Origin of the sequence: Streptomyces sp. NPDC058632 (assembly GCF_042717095.1) — a bacterium.
Classification (GTDB): domain Bacteria; phylum Actinomycetota; class Actinomycetes; order Streptomycetales; family Streptomycetaceae; genus Streptomyces.
The window spans coordinates 1-20720 of record NZ_JBHXQZ010000002.1 but is presented as its reverse complement, the minus strand read 5'-3'; the positions used below and the strand labels follow the sequence as shown (position 1 = coordinate 20720).

Here is a 20720-nt window from a genome sequence, read left to right as displayed (position 1 = left end):
GCCCGGCCGCGTCCGCCGTGTTGCGCGACCCCGTCAGGCCGGCCGGACGGCTCGCGTCAGCCACTCGTGCGCGGCCCGTGCCGTGAACTCCCGTTGTCCGCCGCGCAGCAGCAGCGCGGCGGTGGCGAACTCCGGGGCGTCGGCCTGTGCCGGGACGTACGGAATCGCGATGCAGCGCATGCCCGCGGCGTGCGCGGCGGCGGCGCCCGGGGTGGCGTCCTCCAGTACCACGCAGTCGGCGGGGTCCGCCCCGAGCCGACGGGCCGCCTCCAGGAAGACGTCGGGAGCGGGCTTGCCGCGCGGCACCTCCTCCGCCGAGACGACCGTACGCAGGTGGGCGTCCAGGCCCGTGCCGGCCAGGATCGCCCCGATCGTCCCGGGCGAGGAGCCGGAGGCCACGGCCATCGGTACGTCGTCGGCGGCCAGCAGTTCGACGAACCGGCGCATCTCGGGGTACACGCGTGTCGAGGCGCCGGCCAACCGGAGGTAGTGCCCGTTCTTGACCTCCAGCAGTTCCTCCACAGAGGCGCGCAGCCCGTAGCGCTCCCGCCAGTCGGTGATCGTCTCCCGGGTGCTGATCCCCACGTAGTGCTCGTGCTCCGCCCAGGAGAAGCCCGGCACGCCGTGCTCGGCGAGGGTCAGCCGGCCCGCCTCGTAGTAGTTCGGCTCGCTGTCCACGAGCGTTCCATCGAGATCGAAGACGACCGCGAGTGTGTCGAAAGTGCTCATGGGGCCCAAGGATGCCAAGGTCCGGACGGTGGAAGGACCCGCGGGCGGACTCTAGGAGCGAGCCGTCCGGCCGATCGACTCCACCAGCGGAAGCAGCCGGTGCGGGACGCGCTCGCGCAGCGCCACCTCGGTGCGGGTGCGGACCACGCCGGGCAGGTTGATCAGCTTCTGGACCACGTCCTCGAGATGCGCGTTGTCACGCGCCACGACCCGGGTCAGCAGATCCCCGCCACCGGTGGTCGAGAACGCCTCGACGATCTCCGGCACGGCGGCCAGTTCGCCGCCGACCTCGTCCAGACGCCCCTGCGTGACCTCGATGTGCACGAACGCGAGCACCGGATGACCCAGCGCGGCGGGGGAGAGGGCCGGACCCGTCCCGGTGATCACACCCTCGCGCTCCATCCGGTCGAGGCGGGCCTGGAGCGTGCCGCGTGCGATCCCGAGGACGCGGGCGTACTCCCGCACGCTGGTGCGCGGCTGCTCCAGCAGCAGTCGCAGGATGCGGGTGTCCAGCTCGTCCACGGCCATGGCACCCGGCCTCCTGTCCTGCGGGCTCGTCACCGGTGATCGTCTCCGACTGTACCAATGGCCGGCCGCCCGTCCGGACCGCTGAGCCGCGCATCGTCGGCCGTTGGTACTCCATCGGCCCCTCTTCGATGACACACGCTGTGCCATTGGCTCAGTTGTGAGAAGGTGAGTTGAGCCAATGGGGGCCGAGATGCTGAGATGTGCGCATCGATGGCGCTGCGGACTCCGCGGCGCCTTTCTCGTGCCGGCGCGCAACGGCGTGATGGCGCGCAACCGCGCATCCGCGCACACCATGATTCCTCGAGGGGCGGTCGGCAGTGCTGAAGAGGGTGTTCACGGCCCCGGACCCGGGCCGGACACGGCTGCGCTTCGCCGCGCGGGCCGTGCTCGGCATCGGCCTGGCGGTCGCCGTCTGCGGCCTGGCCGGCCACTCGCTCACCGGCGTCGTCACCGGCGGGCTCGCCGCCCTCCTGGCCCTCTTCACCGTCACCGACGTCACCGTCCGCGGGCAGGCGGTCACCACCGCCCTGCTGCCCGCCGTCGGACTGCCCGTACTCGCCGCCGCGGCCGGGCTGTACGACCAGCCGGTGGCCCGGGACCTCACCTTTCTCGCCGTGGTCGGGCTGGGCGTGTACGCGCGGCGCTGGGGCCCGCGCGGACACAGCCTCGGCGTGTTCGCGTTCATGACCTACTTCGTGGCGCAGTTCCTGCACGCGACCACGGACCAGCTGCCCGAGCTGTACGCCTCCGTCCTGCTGTCCGTGCTCACCGCCGCCGCGGTGCGCTTCGGACTGTGGTGCTACGAGCGCCGCCTGCCCCCCGCGGTGGTGCCCGCCGCGCCCGGCGGCACCGGGCTGGCCCGTGTGACCACGCGGCAGGCGGTCCAGGCGACGGCCGGCGCGGGCTTCGCGCTCGTCGTGGGCCAGCTGGTGTCCGGTGAGCGCTGGTACTGGGCCGTCGGCGCCACCTGGTGGGTCTTCGTCAACACCACCTCGCGCGGCGAGACCCTGGTCCGGGGCTTCCGGCGGGTGCTGGGCACGGTCATCGGTATCGGCCTCGGCCTGCTCGTCGCGGTCCCCGCGCACGGCGACGGGCTCGCCACGGCGCTGGTCGTCGCGGTGTCCGTCTTCGGCATCTTCTACACGGCCGCCGTGTCCTACACCTGGATGATGCTCTGGGTGACGCTGCTCGCCGCCATGCTCTACGGCCTCCTGGGCGTGCTCGACCCCGGGCTGCTGGCCCTGCGGGTGGTGGAGACCGGAGTCGGAGCGCTCGGCGCCGGGCTGGCCGTGGCCCTCGTCCTGCCCGTGACCACCCACGGCGTCACCGACGCCTGGATCCAGCGGGCCCTGCGGTGCGTCCACGCGTGCACCGCGGAGGCGGCCGCGCGGCTGGCGGGGGCCGAGGGCGCAGACCCGGCACCGAAGGTGGCCGAACTGGAACAGCTGCTCGCCCGGGTGCGGCTCTCGGTCGCCCCCCTGGTGCACCCGCTGAACCCCATGCTCGGCCGCAAGCGGCGCGCCCGCGCGGTCCTCGCGCTGCTCGACGACTGCGCCCGGGAGATCCATGGCCTCGTCCTCGTCGCCGCCGATCCGGAGGCCTCCCACGACGCCCGCCTGGCCGGCGCGTGCCGGCGCGTGGAGAGGGCGGTCGAGGCGCTCACCGACGGCCGGGACGACATCGCCGTACGGACGCCCCCGGCGGCGACGGAACCGGCCCTGGCCCATCTCCACGGCCTGGAGCGGGCCCTCGCCGAACTCGCCGCGCCCCTGCGGGCCCCCTCCGGGTCTCCGCTGGTCGGGGCCTGAGGGCAACGGCCCGAGCGGACGGGACAGGCCCCCTTCCGGTCCAGACCTTCAGGGGCCGGCTGCTAGCGTCGCCCCGGTCGGCGGGAAGCGAGAGGGGATCGGGCGTGAGCATGGGGGACACGGGCGTGACGGACGGCAGGCGGCGTCGGCGGGCGTTCATCGGATCGTTCACGACGGCGGGCGGTCCGGGCATCGTCACCGCGGATCTCGGCCCCGACGGCGCCCTGACCGTCCTGAGCACCGTGAACGGCCTGCCCGATCCCTCCTGCCTGGCACTCTCGCCCGACGGGCGGACGCTCTACGCGGTCAGCGAGACGGCCGAAGGGTCCGTGGCCGCGTTCCGGCTGCCCGGGGCCGGGAACAGGGCAGCCGGGGACGCGGGGGACACGCCGGAGCAGGCCGGACCCGCGGTGCCGGTCCACGGGAACGGGCCGACCCACCTCTGCCTCTTCGCCGGACACGTCCTCACCGCCAACTACGGCTCGGGCAGCGTCACCGCCGTCCCCGTCCGCGCCGACGGGAGCCTGGCACGCTCCGCGTCCGGGGTGTTCCCGCACACCGGCCCGGCCGCCCACCCGCACCGCCGGCGGCCGCACGCCCACCAGGTGCAGCCCGACCCGAGCGGCCGCTGGGCGGTCGCCGTCGACCTCGGCACGGACTCGGTACGGGTGTACACGCTGGCCGACGGGACTCCCGCGCCGCACAGCGAGACGGCGCTGCGCGCCGGCTCGGGTCCGCGCCACCTGGCCTTCCACCCGGACGGCACGCGCGCGTACCTCCTCCACGAACTCAGTCCCACCTTGACCGTCTGCCGCTGGGACACCGCCGAGGGCACGCTGCGGCCGCTCGCCGAGATCCCCGTCCTGCCCGGTGTCCCGTCCGGCGACGCCTACCCGTCGGGCGTCGCCGTCTCGCCCGACGGCCGCTTCGTATGGACCGCGACCCGTGGAGAGGACGTCCTGTCGGTGTTCGCGGTGGCCGACCGCCCGGACGGAGGCGACGGGGCGGCGGGGACGGACGGGACGCCCGGGCTGCGGCTGATCACCACCGTGCCCTGCGGCGGTCACTGGCCCCGCGCGCTCGTCGAGTCCCACGGCTTCCTGTACGTGGCGAACGAGCGCTCCGGGGACGTGACCTGGTTCGCGGTCGACCCGGACACCGGGACGCCCCGGCGCCGCGGCTCGATCCCTGTGACGGCGGCGTCCTGCGTGGTCGTCGGCTGAGCACTTCGGCCGCACGCACCGGTTCACAGGCACCCGTCCGCACGCACCCGGCCGCGCACGCCGAAAGGCCCGCCCCGGTGACCGGAACGGGCCTGTTCGGCGTCTGCGTCGTGGAGCGGACGAGCCCGCCCGGGGTCAGTGCGCCGAAGTGCTCTGCGTCTGCTGCGGGCTGATGCCCAGCGCGGAGGTGTACTTGGCCAGGGCGAGCTTTCCGATCGCCGGGTAGGGGCCCAGCGCCTCGGCGGCGGAGCAGCCCAGCTCCTTCGCGGCCTCCTCGACCAGGCTCGCGTCGATCTCGGGGCCGATCAGGTACGGCGCGAGCGCCAGCTGCTGAGAGCCGGAGTTGCGCAGTTGCTCGGCCACCGACGCGATCGAGCCCTCCTCGTCCAGGGCCGCCGCCATCACCGGCACGGCGAGGCGCGCGGCGAGCAGCATGCCGGTGATCCCGGCCGCCTGCACGGCCTCGTCACCGCCCACGGAGGCGAGGATGATGCCGTCCGCGGCGGTCGCCACGGTGAACAGGCGGGCGCGGTCGGCGCGGGCCAGCCCGGCCTCGGACAGCCGTACGTGCAGCGCCTCCGCGAGCAGCGGGTGCGGGCCGAGGACGTCGGTCAGCTCGGCGGCCACACGGCTGTCCATCACGGCCTGACGGACCTGGCGCAGCAGCGCGCTGTCCGGACCGGCGAGCAGCGGCACGACGACGGCGACGGGGCCGTCCGGCTCCTTGACGTCCATACCCGCCGCGCGCGCCTGCTCGAAGCGGGCGGCGCGCTCCTCGGCGGCGTGCGCCAGCACCGACTGCAGTCTCGGGAACTCCGCGTCGTCCCCGTCGAGGTAACCGATCCGGCCGTCCAGGCCCGGAAGCTCGGAACGGGCGATGCTGATGACCTCGTCGGCGAGGGAGCGGGTGGCACTGCTGGGAGCACCCGGCACGGCGAGGACGAGCGCGGGCGCGCCTTCGGGAGCCACCAGAGGCTCGGGACGGCGGTGCCGTCCGGGCTGGCGGGGGCGCGGCATTCGTACGGGCAGGCCGGACGCAGGCCCAGTGGGGGTGCTCATGGAGCGGAATGTTAGTGGTTTCCCGGGCTCCTCCGTTCGGGGAGGGTGCGCCTGCGCGGACTACGTCCTTATTTGTCTGATGTGTTATGTACGGACATCGGGCGCATCGGTGTTCCCTCACCTGCCGGGCTCGTCACGCACAGCATCTTCTCGTCACCCGGAAGGGTGAACGAATCCGTCGCGAGGTCGGTGGCGATACGGACCGCCCCGTGCAACGGGTCTCCTTCCGCGGCCAGCCGTCGTGCCCGCGGCAACCGTTTCGCCAGCTCCTCGCCCAGGGGCACGAGGAGGGGATCGCCCAGATGGAGCAGACCACCGGTGAACGCCACCAGGGGCTCGCCCGAGCCCGGGCCTGCTGCCGGGCAGACGGCCGCCGCCGAGTCCGCCATGTGCCGGGCGGCCGTCCGCAGAATGCCCGCGGCGACGGCGTCGCTGTCGGCGCACTCGGCCACCCGGGGCGCGAAGGAGGCGAGGACGGCCGCCCGGTCGGTACGGGGATACAGCCGGCCGGGAAGGGACGCCGCCGGGCCGAACATCCCCTCGGCGCACTCCAGCAGCCGGCCGGAGCCGCCGTCCCGTCCGTCATGCGCGCGCAGCGCCGCCTCCAGGCCGGCCCGCCCGATCCACGCGCCGCCGCCGCAGTCGCCGAGCAGATGCCCCCAGCCGTCCGCCCGGCGCCAGCCGGCCAGATCGGTGCCGACGGCGATCAGGCCCGTACCGGCGGCGACCACGGCACCCGGCCGCGGCCCCAGGGCACCGACGTACGCGGTGACGGCATCCGCGGCCAGCGCGACGCGGCGCACTCCCAGTTCCCGGGCCAGCGCCCCCGGCAGTTCGGCGCGCAGCGCGTCCCCGAGGCTGGCCAGCCCGGCCGCACCGACGACCGCCGTGTCCAGCCGGCGGATGCCGGCCTCGGCGGCCAGTTCCCGTGCCATGGGCACCAGTTGTTCCATCAAATGACCGGGTTCGATCCCCCGGGAGCCGGTCCGCACCGGCTCCCCGGAGGCGCCCCGGGCGAGCGGACCGCGTCCGGCGGCACCGACGACGACCCGCAGCCCCGAGCCCCCGGAGTCCACGGCGACGAATCCGGCCCCGCCGTCCCGCGCGCCTGCCGTCGCCGCCCCCTGCCGGACCGGCTGACCTCTGCTCGGCAGGCCGCTCGCCGGAGGACCGCTCGTCGGCAGACCGTTGTCGGACGGACGCAACGGGCTCCCCTCTCTTCCCGGGCCTCGATCTCGACCCCGACGGGGAGGAAGAATAGTGCCCAGGACGCCTCCGGCGCCGGGAGCGGGCTGCCGGGCAAGGGAAGCCGGTGGCAGCCAGTAGAGTGATTCACCGTGGCAGCACGACCCTTGCACGAACTTGTTGAGCCCGGCTGGGCAAAGGCTCTGGAACCGGTGGCCGGACGCGTCGCGGCCATGGGGGACTTCCTGCGCGCGGAGGTCGCGGCCGGCCGCACCTACCTGCCGGCGGGAGCGAATGTCCTGCGGGCGTTCCAGCAACCCTTCGACGACGTACGGGTCCTGATCGTCGGTCAGGACCCGTATCCGACACCGGGAATGGCGATCGGACTGAGCTTCGCGGTCTCACCGGACGTACGGTCGCTGCCGGGCAGCCTGGAGAACATCTACCGGGAGCTGAACGCGGACCTGGGCCTGCCCCGGCCCGTCAACGGTGATCTGACCCCATGGACCGAGCAGGGCGTCCTGCTGCTCAACCGGGCGCTCACCACCGCCCCGCGCAAGCCCGCCGCGCACCGGGGCAAGGGCTGGGAGGAAGTCACCGAGCAGGCCATCCGCGCCCTCGCCGCGCGGGGCGGCCCGCTGGTCTCGATCCTGTGGGGGAGGGACGCGCGCAATCTGCGCCCGCTGCTCGGGGACTGTCCCGCGATCGAGTCGGCCCATCCCTCGCCGATGTCGGCGGACCGCGGCTTCTTCGGCTCGCGCCCGTTCAGCCGGGCCAACGACTACCTGGTCCGGCAGGGCGCCGCCCCCGTGGACTGGCGCCTGCCGTCCGCCCAGGAGGCGACCGCGCCGGCCGGTTAGGGCCGTCGGCACGAGGGCCGGCGGAACTCCGGGCCCTGATGCTCCGACGCTCGCCCCGATGCCTGTCCTGACAAGACGCCAAGCTGCGTCGGCCCGCGTCGGAGGACGCCGACGTGGGCCGGTCCAGGGTCACCGAGAACCTCCGATTCCTCTCCGGCCTTCAGCCGGAGAGGAATCGGACTCCTGCGGAGCAGGACAGAGGTGAGGGGAATCGCCGTCAGGGTGACTCGCCGTCCGCCACGACGGCGGTGTGCTCAACCTCCAGGTGGTGGGCGATCCCGGAGTTGAGGGATCTGCGGGCGGACTCGGCCTCAGTGCTCAGCCCCTACCACCCGTGGTTCGCGGCAGCCCGCGACCGGCGGTGCCGCGCGCCCACCGCGTTCCGTCAGGGAAGCACCGCGGCCCGGACGCACAGCACGTCCGGCAGGTGCGCGGCGAGCTGCTGCCAGCTGTCGCCGTCGTCCGCCGACGCGTACACCTCGCCGTTGCGGTTGCCGAAGTACACGCCCGCCGGGTCGGCGCCGTCGTGGCACATCGCGTCGCGCAGCACCGTGCCGTAGTGGTCGTCCTGCGGCAGGCCCGCGCCGAGCGGTTCCCAGCTCCGGCCCGCGTCCGTCGTGCGGTAGACGCGGCAGCGCCGGTCGGCCGGTACGCGGTCGGAGTCGGCGTTGATCGGGAACACGTACGCCGTGTCACCCCGACGCGGATGGGCCACGACCGTGAAACCGAAGGTCGACGGCAGCCCGGCACCGATGTCCGTCCACTGCGCGCCCGCGTCGTCGCTGCGGTACACGCCCCAGTGGTTCTGCAGATACAGCCGGTCCGGTGTCACCGCGTCCCGGGCCACCTTGTGCACGCACTGGCCGAACTCCGGGTTCGGATCCGGCAGGAACACCGCGGAGACACCCGAGTTGGACGGGACCCAGCTCGAACCGCCGTCCAGCGTGCGGAACACGCCCGCCGTGGACACGGCGACCGTCACCGCCCGCGGATCCCGCTCGTCGGTCAGCACGGTGTGCAGGCCCTCACCGCCGCCGCCCGGCACCCACTTGGAGCGGGTCGGATGCTCCCACAGCGGCCGGACCAGCTCGAAGGTCTCCCCGCGGTCCTCCGAGCGGTAGAGCGCGGCCGGTTCGGTGCCCGCGTACACCACGTCCGGCTCCGCGGCCGCCGGATGGAGCTGCCAGACCCGCTCCAGCGACGCCCCCGTGTCCTTGGGGAACTTGACGGCGGGCCGTGCCGGTTCGGTCCACGTCCGGCCCAGGTCGTCGGAGTGGAACACGGACGGGCCCCAGTGCGCGCTGTCACCGCCGGCCAGCAGCCTCGGGACCGCGCCGCGGGTGTCGACGGCGACCGAGTACACCGCCTGCGCGTTGAAGTAGGGACTTTCGTCGAACTCCCAGCGGGTACCCCGCCGGCGCCCGATGAACAGACCTTTACGGGTGCCCACGGCGAGCAGTACCTCGGACATGCCGATCACCTCCACGACGTCTTCATCGACGCCCTCGTTCAGGACATCAGCCAGTCTGCACCCGACCACTGACAGTCACCTCCGGATCAGGCGCCGACGCAGGTCAAAGCGGTGCGGCGGAACGTGGGGCGGATGCGGCGAACGGCCGTGCGCAGCGCCGCGCGGGCGCCGTGCACGGCCGCCGCCCTCACCGTGGGGGGCTGCTGTCGGAGGGCCTACTGGTAGGTGATGTCGGACGACGCGTACTTGCAGTACGTACCGTCGGCGCCGGAACCGTTGCTGCTCGGCTCGTCGCCGTCGTCGTTGCCGATGTACTTCTGGCAGGGGACGATCTTCTTGCTGCTGTCCCCGACGATCCTGATGTTGCGCAGGGTCGCGCTGTCGCCGTAGTTGGTGTTGATGCCGGCGATCCTGCTGCCCTTCCAGCTCACCTCGATGCTGTTGAGGTTGATCGTGCGCTTGTACTGCGTCGAGCAGTTGCCGCAGGAGCGTACGAAGGTGCCGAAGTTCTTGACCGCGAAGTTCGACACGTTCAGCGTGCCGGCGCCGTTGAACTGGAACACCTTGTCGCTGGCTTCCTTGGCCCCGCCGCCGCTGACGGTGTAGACCGAGGACGACGAACTGCCCTTGAACGTGGCCGCGTCCTCGCCGACGTCCTCCCACCACACGTTCTGCAGCGTGCAGGAGCCCTTGCAGTGGATGCCGTCGGCCGCGGGGGCGCCGAGGACGACGTTCTTCAGGACCGCGCCGTTCGCCAGCTCCAGGATCGGGCCCTGGTCCTCGTCCTGACCGCCCGAGCCCAGGTCGCCGGTGCCGTACAGGCGCTTCATCCCGTAGTCCTTGGTGCCGGACACCGAGATGGTGGAGGAGACGCCCTCACTGCCGTTCGGGGTCGGCCAGGTGGCGGCGCTCGCCGAGGACGCTCCGGTGGTCATGATCATGCCAACCGAGAGCCCGAGGGTGGCCAGCGCTCCGGTCAGTGCGCGCCCGCGGGCGCGTGGTCGTGTCACGGAAGTCATGTTCCGGTTCCTTCTGTCGTGGTGTGGGGGATGCGGCGATGCGGAGGACGCCGGGACGGCGCCGTGCCGTCCCGGCCTGGTTCACATCGCTGAACGGAACGTAGGGGGTAAGCGCTTTCTGGTCAACGCTTCGGACAGCCATATTCGGCCGTCTGTTGGGGCAGTGAGCGCATTCTGCCGATTGCGTGGGAGTGCTTCCATGGTGCGCTGCATGCCGCTGTGCGGTTCGTACCGCCGTACGTGCCTTTCCCCGGGGCCCCGCCCGCCGGTACGGCCGGTACCGCGTACCGCCTCCGTGCGGCCTTTCCGGTCCATGCGGGCAGTCGTTCCTCACGGCGTGGGCTGCATCCGCTGCGCTGACAGGGTGCCGTCCGGCAACCGGGGTGCGTGTTCGTCCGTAGGGAAAGTGATCGCGTGCTTACGTAGCGCGCGTGCTTGAGGAATCTTTTCTCCATCTTTCCGATCGTTCTCCGGCGGACGGGGCGGTCTTCGTGTGGCCCGCCTGGGAGGTGCGGGAGGGCGAGCACGCGACGCGCTGGTTCCACGTGCGGCTCACCTTCGACGACGGGGCCGGGGTGGAAGCGCTGGCCCTGGTGTCCGGGCTCTGCGTCTGCGTCGAGGACGTACGGGCCCGGCCCGCGTTGTCGCTGGAGGACCTGGCGCTGTTCGCCGACTGGATCGAGGGGCCGCTCGCACGGGCGTGCGGTGCCGACGACGGGCCGGGCCCCGGCAACGGGGAGGCCGGCGACGGACCTGACACCGGCGACGGGACGGCCGGCGTCGTAGTGGCCGGAATCGCACCGGCCGCCGCCATCCCACTGGCTGCCGACGACGAAGCGGGATCCGAGGGCGGCTCCGCCGTCCGGGCCCGGCCGCCCGGCACGGGGGAGCCGGAGACGCGCGACCGCGCGGTCCGGCCGCGGGAGCCCGTGGGGAGACGCCTCGTGGCACGGGAGTACCGCGCGGCCCAGGAGGAGGGCGTCGACCCGGTCCTCGCCGTGATGTACGCGACCGGGTACAGCCGGCGCGGAGCGCTCAGGGCCATCGGACGGGCGCGTGACGCGGGCCTGCTGACCCCGCGTCACGCCCGGAGGTCGTCAGAGTAGGGAGCGCATCCGTGTGATCTCGCTCGTCTGCTGGGCGACCACGTCGTCGGCCATCTCCTCGACCTGAATGTTGTTGCCCTCCGACTTCACCTCCGTGGCCATGCTGATCGCCCCTTCGTGATGGGTGATCATCAGCGTGAGGAAGAGCTGGTCGAAGGCCTTCCCCTCGGCTGCGCGGAGGTTCTTGAGCTGGCCCGGGGTCGCCATCCCGGGCATCGTCGCGTGGTCGTGCCCGTGGGAGTGTCCGTCGGCCTCCCTGGACTCGCCGTGTCTCGTCAGCCAGCCCTCCATCGCCTTGATCTCCGGCTGCTGCGAGGCGGCGATCCGCTCGGCCAGTTTGACGATCTTCGTCGACTCGGCGCGGTCCGGGACGAGTTCGGTCATCTCCAGGGCCTGCGAGTGGTGCTCGATCATCATGCGGGAGTAGGAGACGTCCGCGGAGTTGGGGGAGTCGTCCTCGACGCGCTGCTCCGCCGCCTCCTCGGCCGACAGGGTCCGGTTCTGCCCTCCGGGCCCGCCCGGCGCGATCACCGAAGGGCCGCTCGCCGAGGCCGACCCGGCGTCGTCCGTATCGGAGTCGCAGCCCGTGATCCCGAGTACGGCCAGGGCGATCAGCCCGGTCGCGACGACGGACACGCGTGACGCACGGCGGTGGAACACGGGACCTCCTGGGCAGGCGGGTGGCACGACACCTCGTGAGCGCTGACGACTGTCCTAGCACGCTTCCGCGCGGCAGTGATCAAAAAACTTCGTTGCGAGTGTGTTGCCCACTGTTGATATGCGCATGCTCAGGACCATACTGCCGGAGCGGAACCCGTTCCGAGCTGAACGGAACAAGGGAGGAAGACAGTGATCCTGTTGAATGTTCCCCGAACCCGGCGCAGACGGCTGGGAGTTGCCGCGGCAGCCGGCGGGCTGCTGGCGGCGCTCCTGACCGCCGCCCCGGCCGCGGCGACCCCCGACCCCGGGGACGCGCCGCCCACTTCGAAGGAGATATCGAAGAGCGCGCAGGCGGAAGCGCGCGAGGCCATCGCGGAGGGCGAGATACCCGCCCAGGACGAGATCGTCCACTCCGACAACATCCGCCATGTCGCACACGTCCCCAAGGACGCGCTGACCGGCACCAATTCGGACCTGGCCTTCCAGGGCCGGTACGCCTTCGCCGGAAACTACGACGGCTTCACCATCTACGACATCAGCAACCCGAAGTCGCCGAAGACGGTGTCCCAGGTGCTGTGCCCCGGCTCCCAGAACGACATCTCCGTCTCCGGCGATCTGCTGTTCCTCTCCACCGACTCGTCGCGCAGCGACAACAGTTGCAACAGCACCACGCAGCCGGTGACCGAGAAGTCCTCGTGGGAGGGCATGAAGGTCTTCGACATCAGCGACAAGCGCAACCCGCGCTACGTCGCCGCCGTCGAGACCGCCTGCGGCTCGCACACCCACTCGCTGGTGCCCGAGGGCAAGAACGTCTACGTGTACGTCTCCTCGTACTCGCCGAACGCCGCCTACCCCGACTGCCAGCCGCCGCACGACGGCATCTCCGTCATCAAGGTGCCGCGCAAGGCCCCGCACAAGGCGGCCGTGGTCGGGTTCCCGGTGCTGTTCCCCGGTGAGGGTCCCGACGGCGGCGGCAACCCGGGCGGGCCCACGAACCCGGGTGTCTCCAAGACCACGGGCTGCCACGACATCACCGTGCTGCCCTCCAAGGACCTGGCGGCCGGCGCCTGCATGGGTGACGGCATCCTGCTCTCCATCAAGGACCCCGAGCGCCCCAAGGTGATCGACCGGGTGCAGGACAACGTCAACTTCGCCTTCTGGCACTCGGCGACGTTCAACCAGCGGGCCGACAAGGTCGTGTTCACCGACGAGCTGGGCGGTGGCGGCGCAGCCACCTGCAACGCCGAGGTCGGACCGGACCGCGGCGCGGACGGCATCTACGACGTCGTCGGCAAGGGCGACAAGCGCAAGCTCGTCTTCCGCAGCTACTTCAAGATCCCGCGTCACCAGGCCGACACCGAGAACTGCGTCGCCCACAACGGCTCGCTGATCCCGGTCAAGGGCAAGGACCTCATGGTCCAGGCCTGGTACCAGGGCGGCGTCTCCGTCTGGGACTTCACCAACTCCTCGAAGCCGAAGGAGATCGCCTACTTCGAGCGGGGGCCGCTGAGCACCGACCAGCTCGTCACCGGCGGCTCGTGGTCGGCGTACTACTACAACGGCTACATCTACTCGAACGACATGGCCAAGGGCTTCGACGTCCTGAAGATCGACGACCGGCGCACGGATCCGGCCCGCTGGGTCAAGATGCGTGAGCTCAACGTGCAGACGCAGCCGGACTACTTCGACTGACCGTCCGGCTCGGGGCGACGGGCGGGCGCCAAAGACTCCGGCGCCGCCCCGGTCGCGAAGAACCGTGACACATCCGTCCGGTTCGGCGCGTCCGTGCCGCCCGCTCCTTTTGGGCCGGGCGTTCCACCCGAGTGGTTCGGTCCGTCCGCCCGGTTCCCGTCCTCGGGCCGGTCCGAGGGACTCGTCGCACCCGTCCCGCCGGGCACCTCGGTGTCCGGCGGGACACCCAGTTCCCAGTCCAGCCGATACCGCTGGAACAACTCCTCGCGCAGCACCGTGACGGGCATCGGCACACCTGGCACCAGCGCCGAGTACACGGCGCCCATCAGCAGGGCGCGCAGCATCGGATAGTCGCTGCCGACCTGAGTCGAGCCGTACCGGGAGACGGTGTCGCTCAGCAGTTCCGCCAGCCGCCGCTGCTCGGGGCAGGGCAGGAAACCCTCGGCCTGCAGCAGCCCGGCCATGTGCTGGCGCATCAGTACGGGCCGGTCCCGGGCCAGGCCCAGGACCGCGTCGATGGCCCGCGCCATCCGCTCCTGCCCGTCGTCGGTACGCGGTTCCTGCTCCAGTGCCTCCTCGAGTGTCCGGTGCATCAGGCGGTGCACGGCGGACTGCACCAGCTGGCGCTTCCCCGGGAAGTAGTACGACACCAGGCCCCGCGCGGAACCCGCGCGGTCGGCGATGTCGCCGAGCGTCGTCGCGTCGTAGCCGCGCTCGCTCACCAGCTCGACTGCGGCCTGCAGAAGCCGCTCCTTCGAACGCCTCCGCAACTCTTCATTGACCGAGGCGCTGCGCGGGGACATGCTGGACTCCTGCGTTGACTGGCTGGCAGCCAACTATACTCAGCGCATCCGGCCGGCCCCTGGTGGGGCCATGCCGGGCTGCCGTCCTCCTCGGGCGGCGCGGGGGATCGCCCGAGGAGAGCGGCGGCGGGGCGCGGGTCTTTTCGTTCAGGACACAGGGCCGCCGGACCGGCGGGACGCCGGGGCGGGACCTCTCGCGGTCACGGGTGCCGCTGCCTGTGGATCCGTACCCCCACCGCCACGACCACGATGCCGAGGAGCCAGCCGCCGAGCACGTCCGTGGGCCAGTGGACGCCGAGCCAGACGCGGGTGAGGCCGACGCCGCTGACCGAGAGCGCCGCCAGGGCCAGGGCCCAGCCCCACAGGGCCCGGCCCACCCCGTGCCGGTGGAGCAGCCACAGCAGGAGACCGAAGGTGACGGTGGCGGTCATGGCGTGCCCCGAAGGGAACGCCGCGTAGTGGGCCGAGTCCACCGGGTCCGGCCACACGGGGCGGGCGCGGCCCACCACCGCTTTCAGGACCTGCTGCACCATGGCCCCCACGGCGCACGTCACCACCAGCCACACCGCGGTCCACCGGGCCGCGTACCGGTACCACAGCAGCAGCGCGACCGCCCCGCACAGCAGGCGCATGGTCCATGGGTCCCAGACCCAGTCCGTCAGGACGCGGGCCGTCTGCGTCAGCCCCGGTCCGTCGACCGCCCAGCGGTGGACGGCCGAGGCGATGTCGCGGTCCAGGCCGGTCAGCGGGCGCCACTCCACGGCGACCAGGATCAGCAGAACGACCGAGCACACGGCCGGAACGCCGAGGAGAGCGGCGGACGGGCGGTGCTCCGGGGGACGGGGCGGTGACTCGAGGCCGACGGAAGAGATGTGGGGGGAAGGCATACAGAGATTTTCGCCGACCCACGGGGTTCGGAGCCAGTCCCCCCGCCCGCCGGCAGCCTCACGGGCCCGGTCGGCCCCCGCCACCACCTCACCCCGGCGCCCCGCGTTCCCGGAGCCCCGCCCCGGCCGACCAAGTCGGTAACCGGCGGTGCCCGTCCGGCCGGGGGCGCCCCTGCTCGAAAGGCCTGGGGAAGGGCGTGCCGGCCCTCGCGTCTTCGGCGTGACCCGGCGGACAGGCCCTGACGGCAGGCCGGGCAAGTCGCCCGCCTGCACCGCGACGCCGGACAGGTCCTACCCCAGCGCCCGCAGCCCCGGTACGAACGCCACCAGCACCGGGATCACCGGTACCAGCGACGCCACGGCCGTCAGCCGCAGCCGGTGCCACGCCGGGAGCCGGTTCGGGGGAGTCAGCAGCCGGTGCACCCGGGCCGGGACCTGGCCCTGCGGGGACGGGCAGGGGCCGAACACCCCGCGGTGCTCGTTGAGCTCGACCAGCGCCAGGGCGGTCGTCAGCCGGCCGAAGCGGCGGGAGGCCGTGTCGTCGGCGGCGAGTTCGACCAGCCGGTGCATCTCGTCGCGGAACGCGGCGAACACCGGCACCTGCGGGAAGCCGTCGGCGAGCGCGGAGGAGCAGTGCAGCAGCCAGTCGTGCCGGGCCCGCGCGTGCCCCCGCTCGTGCGCGAGGACGGCGTCCAGCCGGCGGCCCTTCAGACGGCGCAGCGCGGCCGTGGTGACGACCAGCCGGGGCGGAGTGCCGGGCAGCCGCCACGCGTCGGGATGTTCGCCCTCCAGGACCACCAGCCGCTCGGCGCCGGGCTCCTCGCCGGGCAGCAGCGGCGCCCGCACCAGAAGCTCGGCCCGCCGGGCCCGCAGCCGCGCGCGAGCCCGTACGACCTCGCGGACCAGCATCGCCGCGGTCCACAGCCCGCCGCACGCCAGCACGACCGCGGTGGTCGCCGCCAGGGGCCCGGCCGTGCCGAGGGCGTAGGCCTCCACGACCCCGCGCGGTGCCGTCGCGAACACCGGACGGCCGACCGCGCCCGAGGCGGCCGCCGCGCTGAACGTCATCGACAGGGCGCAGCACAGCAGCACCGCCGCGACCACGCACTGCCACACCCACAACGCCACCACCGGCTCACGGTCCGCCCAGTGGGCCCGCGCCAGTAACCGGGGGCCGGCGACGGCGATCAGGACGCCGAGCAGCAACAGTGCCGCGGGGAGCATCATGCGTTCAGCCTATGAGCGCACCCCACTCCCGGGTGCGGCCCACCGGGGCAAAGTGACGCAGGCAACGGTCCCGCCCGTCGGCCGCCACCCGCCTCACATCGTCAACAGCATCGCCACCGTCGCGATGCCCATGGACAGCCGGCACACCCGCGCGAGCTCCGGCCGGTCACCCCAGCCCAAGGCTCCGACCGCGCCTGGTGCCGGGCCCCCCGTCACGGAGGTCACCGGCACCAGTCGTACGCCCGTGACCAGCACGTACCCGGTGAAATAGAGCAGCAGGAGGCCGGTCGGCAGGGGTAGGCCCACGCTTCCGTGCGCGTGCCCCTGCCCCGGTCCGGGGGAGAGGGCCATCGCCACCGCCATGTAGACCATGGCCGCGGCGCCCAGCGGATGGTGCAGATGGCGGGCGCCCGCGCGCGCCGCCCACAGGGAGTGCAGTCCCGCCGCGCCGAACACCGCCGCGTAGGCGGGCCATGCCCACGAGGGCGGTGTGAAGACCGCCGTCGGTACGGCCATCGCGGCCATGCCGAAGCCCATCAGCGCCTCGCCGCCCGCGGTACGGCGCTGCTCCTCGACGCTGCTGCGCATCCGCAGCAGGCAGTAGGCGCCGGTCACCGCGCAGAGCGCGACCAGCAGCCAGCCGGACGCCGCGGGTCCGTGCACGCGAACCTCCCCCCGGGGCCGCCCCCGCCGCATGGGAGGACCCCTCCACGGTCGGTCAAGGCATGCCCGCGCTCGAAGGCGTGCACGCGAGCGCACAGGGGTACACGGGGGGCATTGGGGGGAGCGCCGCAGGTCACGCGGATGTTTTACGAGTAAAAGACCTGATAGCGTTGTACATCATGAGCAGTACGACCCCCCGTCCCGCCCCCGAGACGGAGCCGACGCCCGAGCACCGGCGGTTCCCGCTCGTCGACGTGCTGCGTGTCGGGCGGCCCTCCACCATCTGGTTCAAACCCGCCTTCAGCGTGGTGGCCGCGGTCGCACCGCCCAGCCTGATCCTCGTCGCCCTCGGCCGGCTCGACCTCGCGGTCTACACCATGGCCGGATCCCTGTGCGCCCTCTACGCCCACGACCGTCCGTACGCCGCCCGTGCCGGGGCGCTCGCGGGAGTGGTGCTCGGCATGGTCGGCGGCCTCGCCGTGGCCCTGGTCGCCGCCTCGCTGACCGGTGACGCCGTGACCCTGGTCACCATCGGTGCCCTGCTGGCCGCGGTGCAGAAGGTGCTGTGCGACGTCACGCGCATCGGCCCGCCCGGCAACGTGATCCTCACCTTCGTCAGCTCCGCCTCGCTGTTCGTCCCCCAGACCCTCGGACAGGTCCCCGGCCATGTCGCCCTGGCCTCGGTGGCCGGGGTCTGGGCCTGGCTGGTCGGCATGGCACCCGCACTGGTCCGGCCGCACGGCCCCGAGCGTCGCGCCACCGCCGACGCCCTGAACGCCACCGCCGCCTACGCCGAGACCGGCGGCACCGGCGAGGGCCATGCGCGGGCGCGGGCCTTTGCCTACGCCGCCGTGCAGGCCGCCCGGCAGTGTCTGCTCCTCGCCGGTCCCCGCTCGGTCGCCACCCGACGCGCCCTCGAACGGCTGGTCGTCCGCGCCGAGATCTCGCTCGCCGCGCCGGCCGACGCCGACCCCGCGCGGCTGCGCGCCCAGGCCCGCGCGCTGCGCGGCACGGGCCGTGTCCCGGGCGCCGACGACCCCCGCTCGGAGGCCGGCGAACTCCTCGGTGCGGCCGCCGAGCGCGCCATTGCCCACCGCTCCCCGTGGTCCCGGCTGGGGCCGCTCGCCCCCCTCGCCGTACGCACCGCCCTCGGCTGCGGCCTCGCCGGATACGCCTCCCTCGCCCTCGGGGCCGGACGGCCCCACTGGGCCCTGACCACCGCCGCCGCGCTCTACCAGGCCAACATCACCCTCACCTGGAGCCGGACCGTGCAGCGGGTCGTCGGCAACCTCGTCGGGGTGCTGGTCTTCGCGGCCGTCGCCCCGATCGCCGGCCTCGGACCGCTCGCCCTCGTCCTGTGCTGTCTTGTCTTCAACTTCGGAGCCGAGGCGCTGATCGGCCGCAACTACTGGCTCGGCAGCGTCTGTGTCACCCCGCTGGCCCTGCTCGTCACCGAGTTCCCCGGTTACCGGGCGACCGGCTCCCTGGTCACCGACCGCGTGGTGGACACCCTGGTCGGCGCGCTGGTCGGCTTCGGCGCCTCCCTGGCCGTCACCGACCGGCGGGCGGGCAGCCGCGTCGCGGACGCGCTCACCGCTGTGGGCCTGAGGCGCGAACACGCGGCCCGGCTCCTGGCCGACCCGCAGGCCGGACCCGCCGCCCTGGAGACCGCGCGACGCGGCCTGGCCGCCGCCCTCGTCGACCTGCGGGCCACCGCCGACGCGGCCGCGGGCGAATGGCGGCTCCGCACGCTGCCGCAGGAGCATGTGGTGCTCGCCGAACAGGCGGGACACCGTACGCTCGCGGCGACGGTACGACGCCAGGACCTCGCGGCCGGCTCCGGCCCGGACACGCACCGGGGCCCAGGCCCGGACGCAGGTTCGGGCAGGCGTCCGGGTGCCGCCACGAAGCCGGGCCCCGGCACCGGACACGATCCGGGCGACGACACGGAGGATGCACGGTCATGACGGCGACCGAACGGCTCCCGGCCGACGGAGGACGCCCCGCCGAAGAGGCCCACCGGGCCGACGGGGGACCTCCGGCGGACGAGGCGCTCCCGGCGGCCGGTGCGGGAGTTCCCACCGGCGAAGGCACACCGGCGGCCGGCCAGGACACCGTGGCCGAGGTGGTCCGGCAGTGGCGGGCCGTGCACCCCGGCCTCGACACCGGGCCCATGGAGGTCATCGGGCGCATCAACCGCTGCGCCGCCCTGCTCCAGCAGGCCGAGGACACCCCGCTCGGCCGGGCCGGACTGACCCGCCCGGAATTCGACCTGCTCGGCGCGCTGCGCCGCACGGGGCGCGAACTCACCCCGGGCGAACTGGCGCGCGAGACCTTCTCCTCGGGCGCCGCCGTCACCAAGCGCCTCAAGCAACTCGGTGCGCACGGCCTGGTGGAGCGCCGCGGCGACCCCCGGGACCGCAGAGTGGCCCGAGTCCGCCTGACCGACGCCGGGCGGGACGCGATCGACGGGGTCGTGCCCGCGCAGCTCGCCTACGAGAGCGCCGTGCTGTCCGGCCTGGACGGACCGGCGCTCGGCGAGCTGGCCTCACTGCTCGCCGAGCTGCTGGGCCGGCTGGAAGGACGCCTGGGCGCCCCGCGGGCGTGACGAACCCCGGCGCAGGGCATCGGGAGCGACGCAGGCGGTCTCAGATTCCCGGCCGGTACCGCAGCGGATGATCGGCCGGGATCTCCACGAGGACGATCGGTGTGCCGTCCGGGTCGGCGATCCACATCTCGATCAGGCCCCACGGCTCCTTCACCGGCGGCCGGACGATCCCGACGCCCTTGTCCCTCAGTTCCTGGTGGGCCGCCGTCACGTCCGCGACCTGGAGCCACAGCCTCGTCGCCGGGTCCGCCGTGTCCGTGGGGGTGTCGGACCGGCCGGACAGCTCCAGGAAGCCGCCGCCGAGGAAGTAGACCGTGCCGCGCTCCGGGCCGGTGGCGAACTCGCGGTACACCGCGAGGCCCAGCTGCTCGCCGTAGAAGACGCGGGAGCGCTCGGGGTCGGTGGGACGGAGGAGGAGCCTGCTGCCCAGTACATGCACCATGCGGTCGAGCGTAGCGGCCGGGATAACCTCGTCCGCGAAGAAACCTGAGCGACGAGCGGAGAAGCGCCCCATGGAATCCGTCACCGAGAGCGCACTCACCTTCCGTGACGCCACCGACGCCGACGTGGACGACCTCGTCGCGCTGATCGAGTCGGCCTACCGGGGCGATTCCAGCCGGGCCGGGTGGACCACCGAGGCCGACATCCTCCAGGGGCAGCGGACCGACGCGGAGGGCGTACGGGAGGTCGTCAAGTCGCCGGACAGCCGGCTGCTGACGGTGGAGCACGAGGGCCGGATCGTCGCCTGCTGTCAGCTCGAGCACCGCGGTGAGCACGCCTACTTCGGGATGTTCGCGGTCAGCCCCGGGCTCCAGGGCGCCGGGCTCGGCAAGACGATCATCGCTCACGCCGAGCGGCAGGTGCGGGACACCTGGGGTGCGCGCGAGATGCACATGACCGTGATCACGGCGCGCGAGGACCTGATCGCCTGGTACGAACGGCGCGGCTACCGCCGTACGGGCAGGACGAGTCCCTTCCCGTACGGCGACGAGCGGTTCGGTATTCCGCTCCGCGCCGACCTGCGGTTCGAGCTGCTGGTCAAGGAGCTGCCCTGACCGTCGGAGGAACCGCCCCGACCGCCGTCCCCGCCGCCCCGTGCCGTCCCCGCCGCCCCGTGCCGTCCCCGCCGCCCCGTGCCGTCCCCGCCGCCCCGTGCCGTCCCCGCCGCCCCGTGCCGTCCCCGCCGCCCCGT

General features: G+C 73.2%; 20 protein-coding genes. 8 read left to right on the top strand and 12 right to left on the bottom strand.

Annotated features, from left to right (window positions below):
• Positions 1-33: 33 nt before the first annotated feature.
• Together ACFWVE_RS01360 and ACFWVE_RS01355 are read right to left on the bottom strand one after the other, a co-directional pair.
• Positions 34-729 (bottom strand): HAD family hydrolase, encoded by a 696-nt coding sequence (locus ACFWVE_RS01360; protein WP_384007105.1) that lies wholly within the window; start codon positions 727-729, stop codon positions 34-36.
• A 51-nt stretch (positions 730-780) separates the two neighbouring features.
• Positions 781-1257 carry an Lrp/AsnC family transcriptional regulator gene (locus tag ACFWVE_RS01355; RefSeq protein WP_384007103.1) on the bottom strand — a complete coding sequence of 159 codons (477 nt, stop codon included), beginning with the start codon at positions 1255-1257 and terminating at the stop codon, positions 781-783.
• 317 nt (positions 1258-1574) lie between these two features.
• Here ACFWVE_RS01355 and ACFWVE_RS01350 point away from each other — a divergent pair, with 317 nt between their 5' ends.
• Together ACFWVE_RS01350 and ACFWVE_RS01345 are read left to right on the top strand one after the other, a co-directional pair.
• Positions 1575-3065, top strand: coding sequence for an FUSC family protein (locus tag ACFWVE_RS01350; protein WP_384007101.1), 1491 nt, complete (start codon positions 1575-1577; stop codon positions 3063-3065).
• 110 nt (positions 3066-3175) lie between these two features.
• Positions 3176-4288 (top strand): lactonase family protein, encoded by a 1113-nt coding sequence (locus tag ACFWVE_RS01345; protein ID WP_384007328.1) that lies wholly within the window; start codon positions 3176-3178, stop codon positions 4286-4288.
• A gap of 135 nt (positions 4289-4423) precedes the next feature.
• Here ACFWVE_RS01345 and ACFWVE_RS01340 read toward each other — a convergent pair whose 3' ends face one another.
• Both ACFWVE_RS01340 and ACFWVE_RS01335 read right to left on the bottom strand, forming a co-directional pair.
• Positions 4424-5347: a sirohydrochlorin chelatase gene (locus ACFWVE_RS01340; protein WP_384007099.1), complete on the bottom strand. Its 924-nt coding sequence runs from the start codon at positions 5345-5347 to the stop codon at positions 4424-4426.
• Positions 5348-5415: 68 nt separating this feature from the next.
• Positions 5416-6423 carry an N-acetylglucosamine kinase gene (locus ACFWVE_RS01335; RefSeq protein WP_384007326.1) on the bottom strand — a complete coding sequence of 336 codons (1008 nt, stop codon included), beginning with the start codon at positions 6421-6423 and terminating at the stop codon, positions 5416-5418.
• 261 nt (positions 6424-6684) lie between these two features.
• Here ACFWVE_RS01335 and ACFWVE_RS01330 point away from each other — a divergent pair, with 261 nt between their 5' ends.
• The gene (locus tag ACFWVE_RS01330; protein ID WP_384007097.1) at positions 6685-7392 is read left to right on the top strand and encodes a uracil-DNA glycosylase; all 708 of its coding nucleotides are present in this window, start codon (positions 6685-6687) and stop codon (positions 7390-7392) included.
• Between the two features lie 385 nt (positions 7393-7777).
• On the opposite strand, the gene ACFWVE_RS01325 is transcribed toward ACFWVE_RS01330, so the two are convergent.
• Positions 7778-8932 (bottom strand): WD40/YVTN/BNR-like repeat-containing protein, encoded by a 1155-nt coding sequence (locus ACFWVE_RS01325; protein WP_384007096.1) that lies wholly within the window; start codon positions 8930-8932, stop codon positions 7778-7780.
• A gap of 146 nt (positions 8933-9078) precedes the next feature.
• Complete coding sequence (locus ACFWVE_RS01320; protein WP_384007094.1) at positions 9079-9882, bottom strand: pectate lyase; 804 nt, start codon at positions 9880-9882, stop codon at positions 9079-9081.
• A gap of 491 nt (positions 9883-10373) precedes the next feature.
• On the opposite strand from ACFWVE_RS01320, the gene ACFWVE_RS01315 reads away from it, so the two are divergent.
• On the top strand, positions 10374-10988 hold the full coding sequence (locus tag ACFWVE_RS01315) for a DUF6214 family protein (RefSeq protein ID WP_384007092.1): 615 nt from the start codon (positions 10374-10376) through the stop codon (positions 10986-10988).
• Here the strand turns inward: ACFWVE_RS01315 and ACFWVE_RS01310 are convergent.
• Positions 10980-11648, bottom strand: a complete 669-nt coding sequence (locus ACFWVE_RS01310) for a DUF305 domain-containing protein (protein WP_384007090.1) — start codon at positions 11646-11648, stop codon at positions 10980-10982. The two genes, ACFWVE_RS01315 and ACFWVE_RS01310, sit on opposite strands and share 9 nt — an antisense overlap.
• A 189-nt stretch (positions 11649-11837) precedes the next feature.
• Between ACFWVE_RS01310 and ACFWVE_RS01305 the strand changes: the two genes are divergently transcribed.
• Complete coding sequence (locus tag ACFWVE_RS01305) at positions 11838-13340, top strand: LVIVD repeat-containing protein (RefSeq protein ID WP_384007088.1); 1503 nt, start codon at positions 11838-11840, stop codon at positions 13338-13340.
• Here the strand turns inward: ACFWVE_RS01305 and ACFWVE_RS01300 are convergent.
• The 4 genes from ACFWVE_RS01300 to ACFWVE_RS01285 all read right to left on the bottom strand — a co-directional run bounded on the left by ACFWVE_RS01300 (position 13328) and on the right by ACFWVE_RS01285 (position 16920).
• Positions 13328-14143 carry a TetR family transcriptional regulator gene (locus ACFWVE_RS01300; protein WP_384007086.1) on the bottom strand — a complete coding sequence of 272 codons (816 nt, stop codon included), beginning with the start codon at positions 14141-14143 and terminating at the stop codon, positions 13328-13330. The genes ACFWVE_RS01305 and ACFWVE_RS01300 overlap by 13 nt on opposite strands.
• Before the next feature lie 200 nt (positions 14144-14343).
• The gene (locus ACFWVE_RS01295) at positions 14344-15030 is read right to left on the bottom strand and encodes a phosphatase PAP2 family protein (protein ID WP_384007084.1); all 687 of its coding nucleotides are present in this window, start codon (positions 15028-15030) and stop codon (positions 14344-14346) included.
• Positions 15031-15321: 291 nt separating this feature from the next.
• The gene (locus tag ACFWVE_RS01290; RefSeq protein WP_384007082.1) at positions 15322-16257 is read right to left on the bottom strand and encodes a M56 family metallopeptidase; all 936 of its coding nucleotides are present in this window, start codon (positions 16255-16257) and stop codon (positions 15322-15324) included.
• 93 nt (positions 16258-16350) lie between these two features.
• Complete coding sequence (locus ACFWVE_RS01285; protein ID WP_384007080.1) at positions 16351-16920, bottom strand: DUF5134 domain-containing protein; 570 nt, start codon at positions 16918-16920, stop codon at positions 16351-16353.
• A gap of 179 nt (positions 16921-17099) precedes the next feature.
• On the opposite strand from ACFWVE_RS01285, the gene ACFWVE_RS01280 reads away from it, so the two are divergent.
• Positions 17100-18887, top strand: coding sequence for an FUSC family protein (locus ACFWVE_RS01280; RefSeq protein ID WP_384007078.1), 1788 nt, complete (start codon positions 17100-17102; stop codon positions 18885-18887).
• Positions 18884-19528 carry a MarR family winged helix-turn-helix transcriptional regulator gene (locus ACFWVE_RS01275; RefSeq protein ID WP_384007076.1) on the top strand — a complete coding sequence of 215 codons (645 nt, stop codon included), beginning with the start codon at positions 18884-18886 and terminating at the stop codon, positions 19526-19528. Before ACFWVE_RS01280 ends, ACFWVE_RS01275 begins: the two co-directional genes overlap by 4 nt.
• 40 nt (positions 19529-19568) lie before the next feature.
• Here ACFWVE_RS01275 and ACFWVE_RS01270 read toward each other — a convergent pair whose 3' ends face one another.
• A complete protein-coding gene (locus ACFWVE_RS01270; RefSeq protein WP_384007074.1) occupies positions 19569-19970 on the bottom strand; it encodes a VOC family protein in 402 nt (133 codons plus the stop codon).
• A 70-nt stretch (positions 19971-20040) separates the two neighbouring features.
• Here ACFWVE_RS01270 and ACFWVE_RS01265 point away from each other — a divergent pair, with 70 nt between their 5' ends.
• Entirely contained in the window at positions 20041-20583 is a 543-nt protein-coding gene (locus ACFWVE_RS01265) for a GNAT family N-acetyltransferase (protein WP_384007072.1), read from the top strand.
• The last annotated feature ends 137 nt before the right edge of the window (positions 20584-20720 follow it).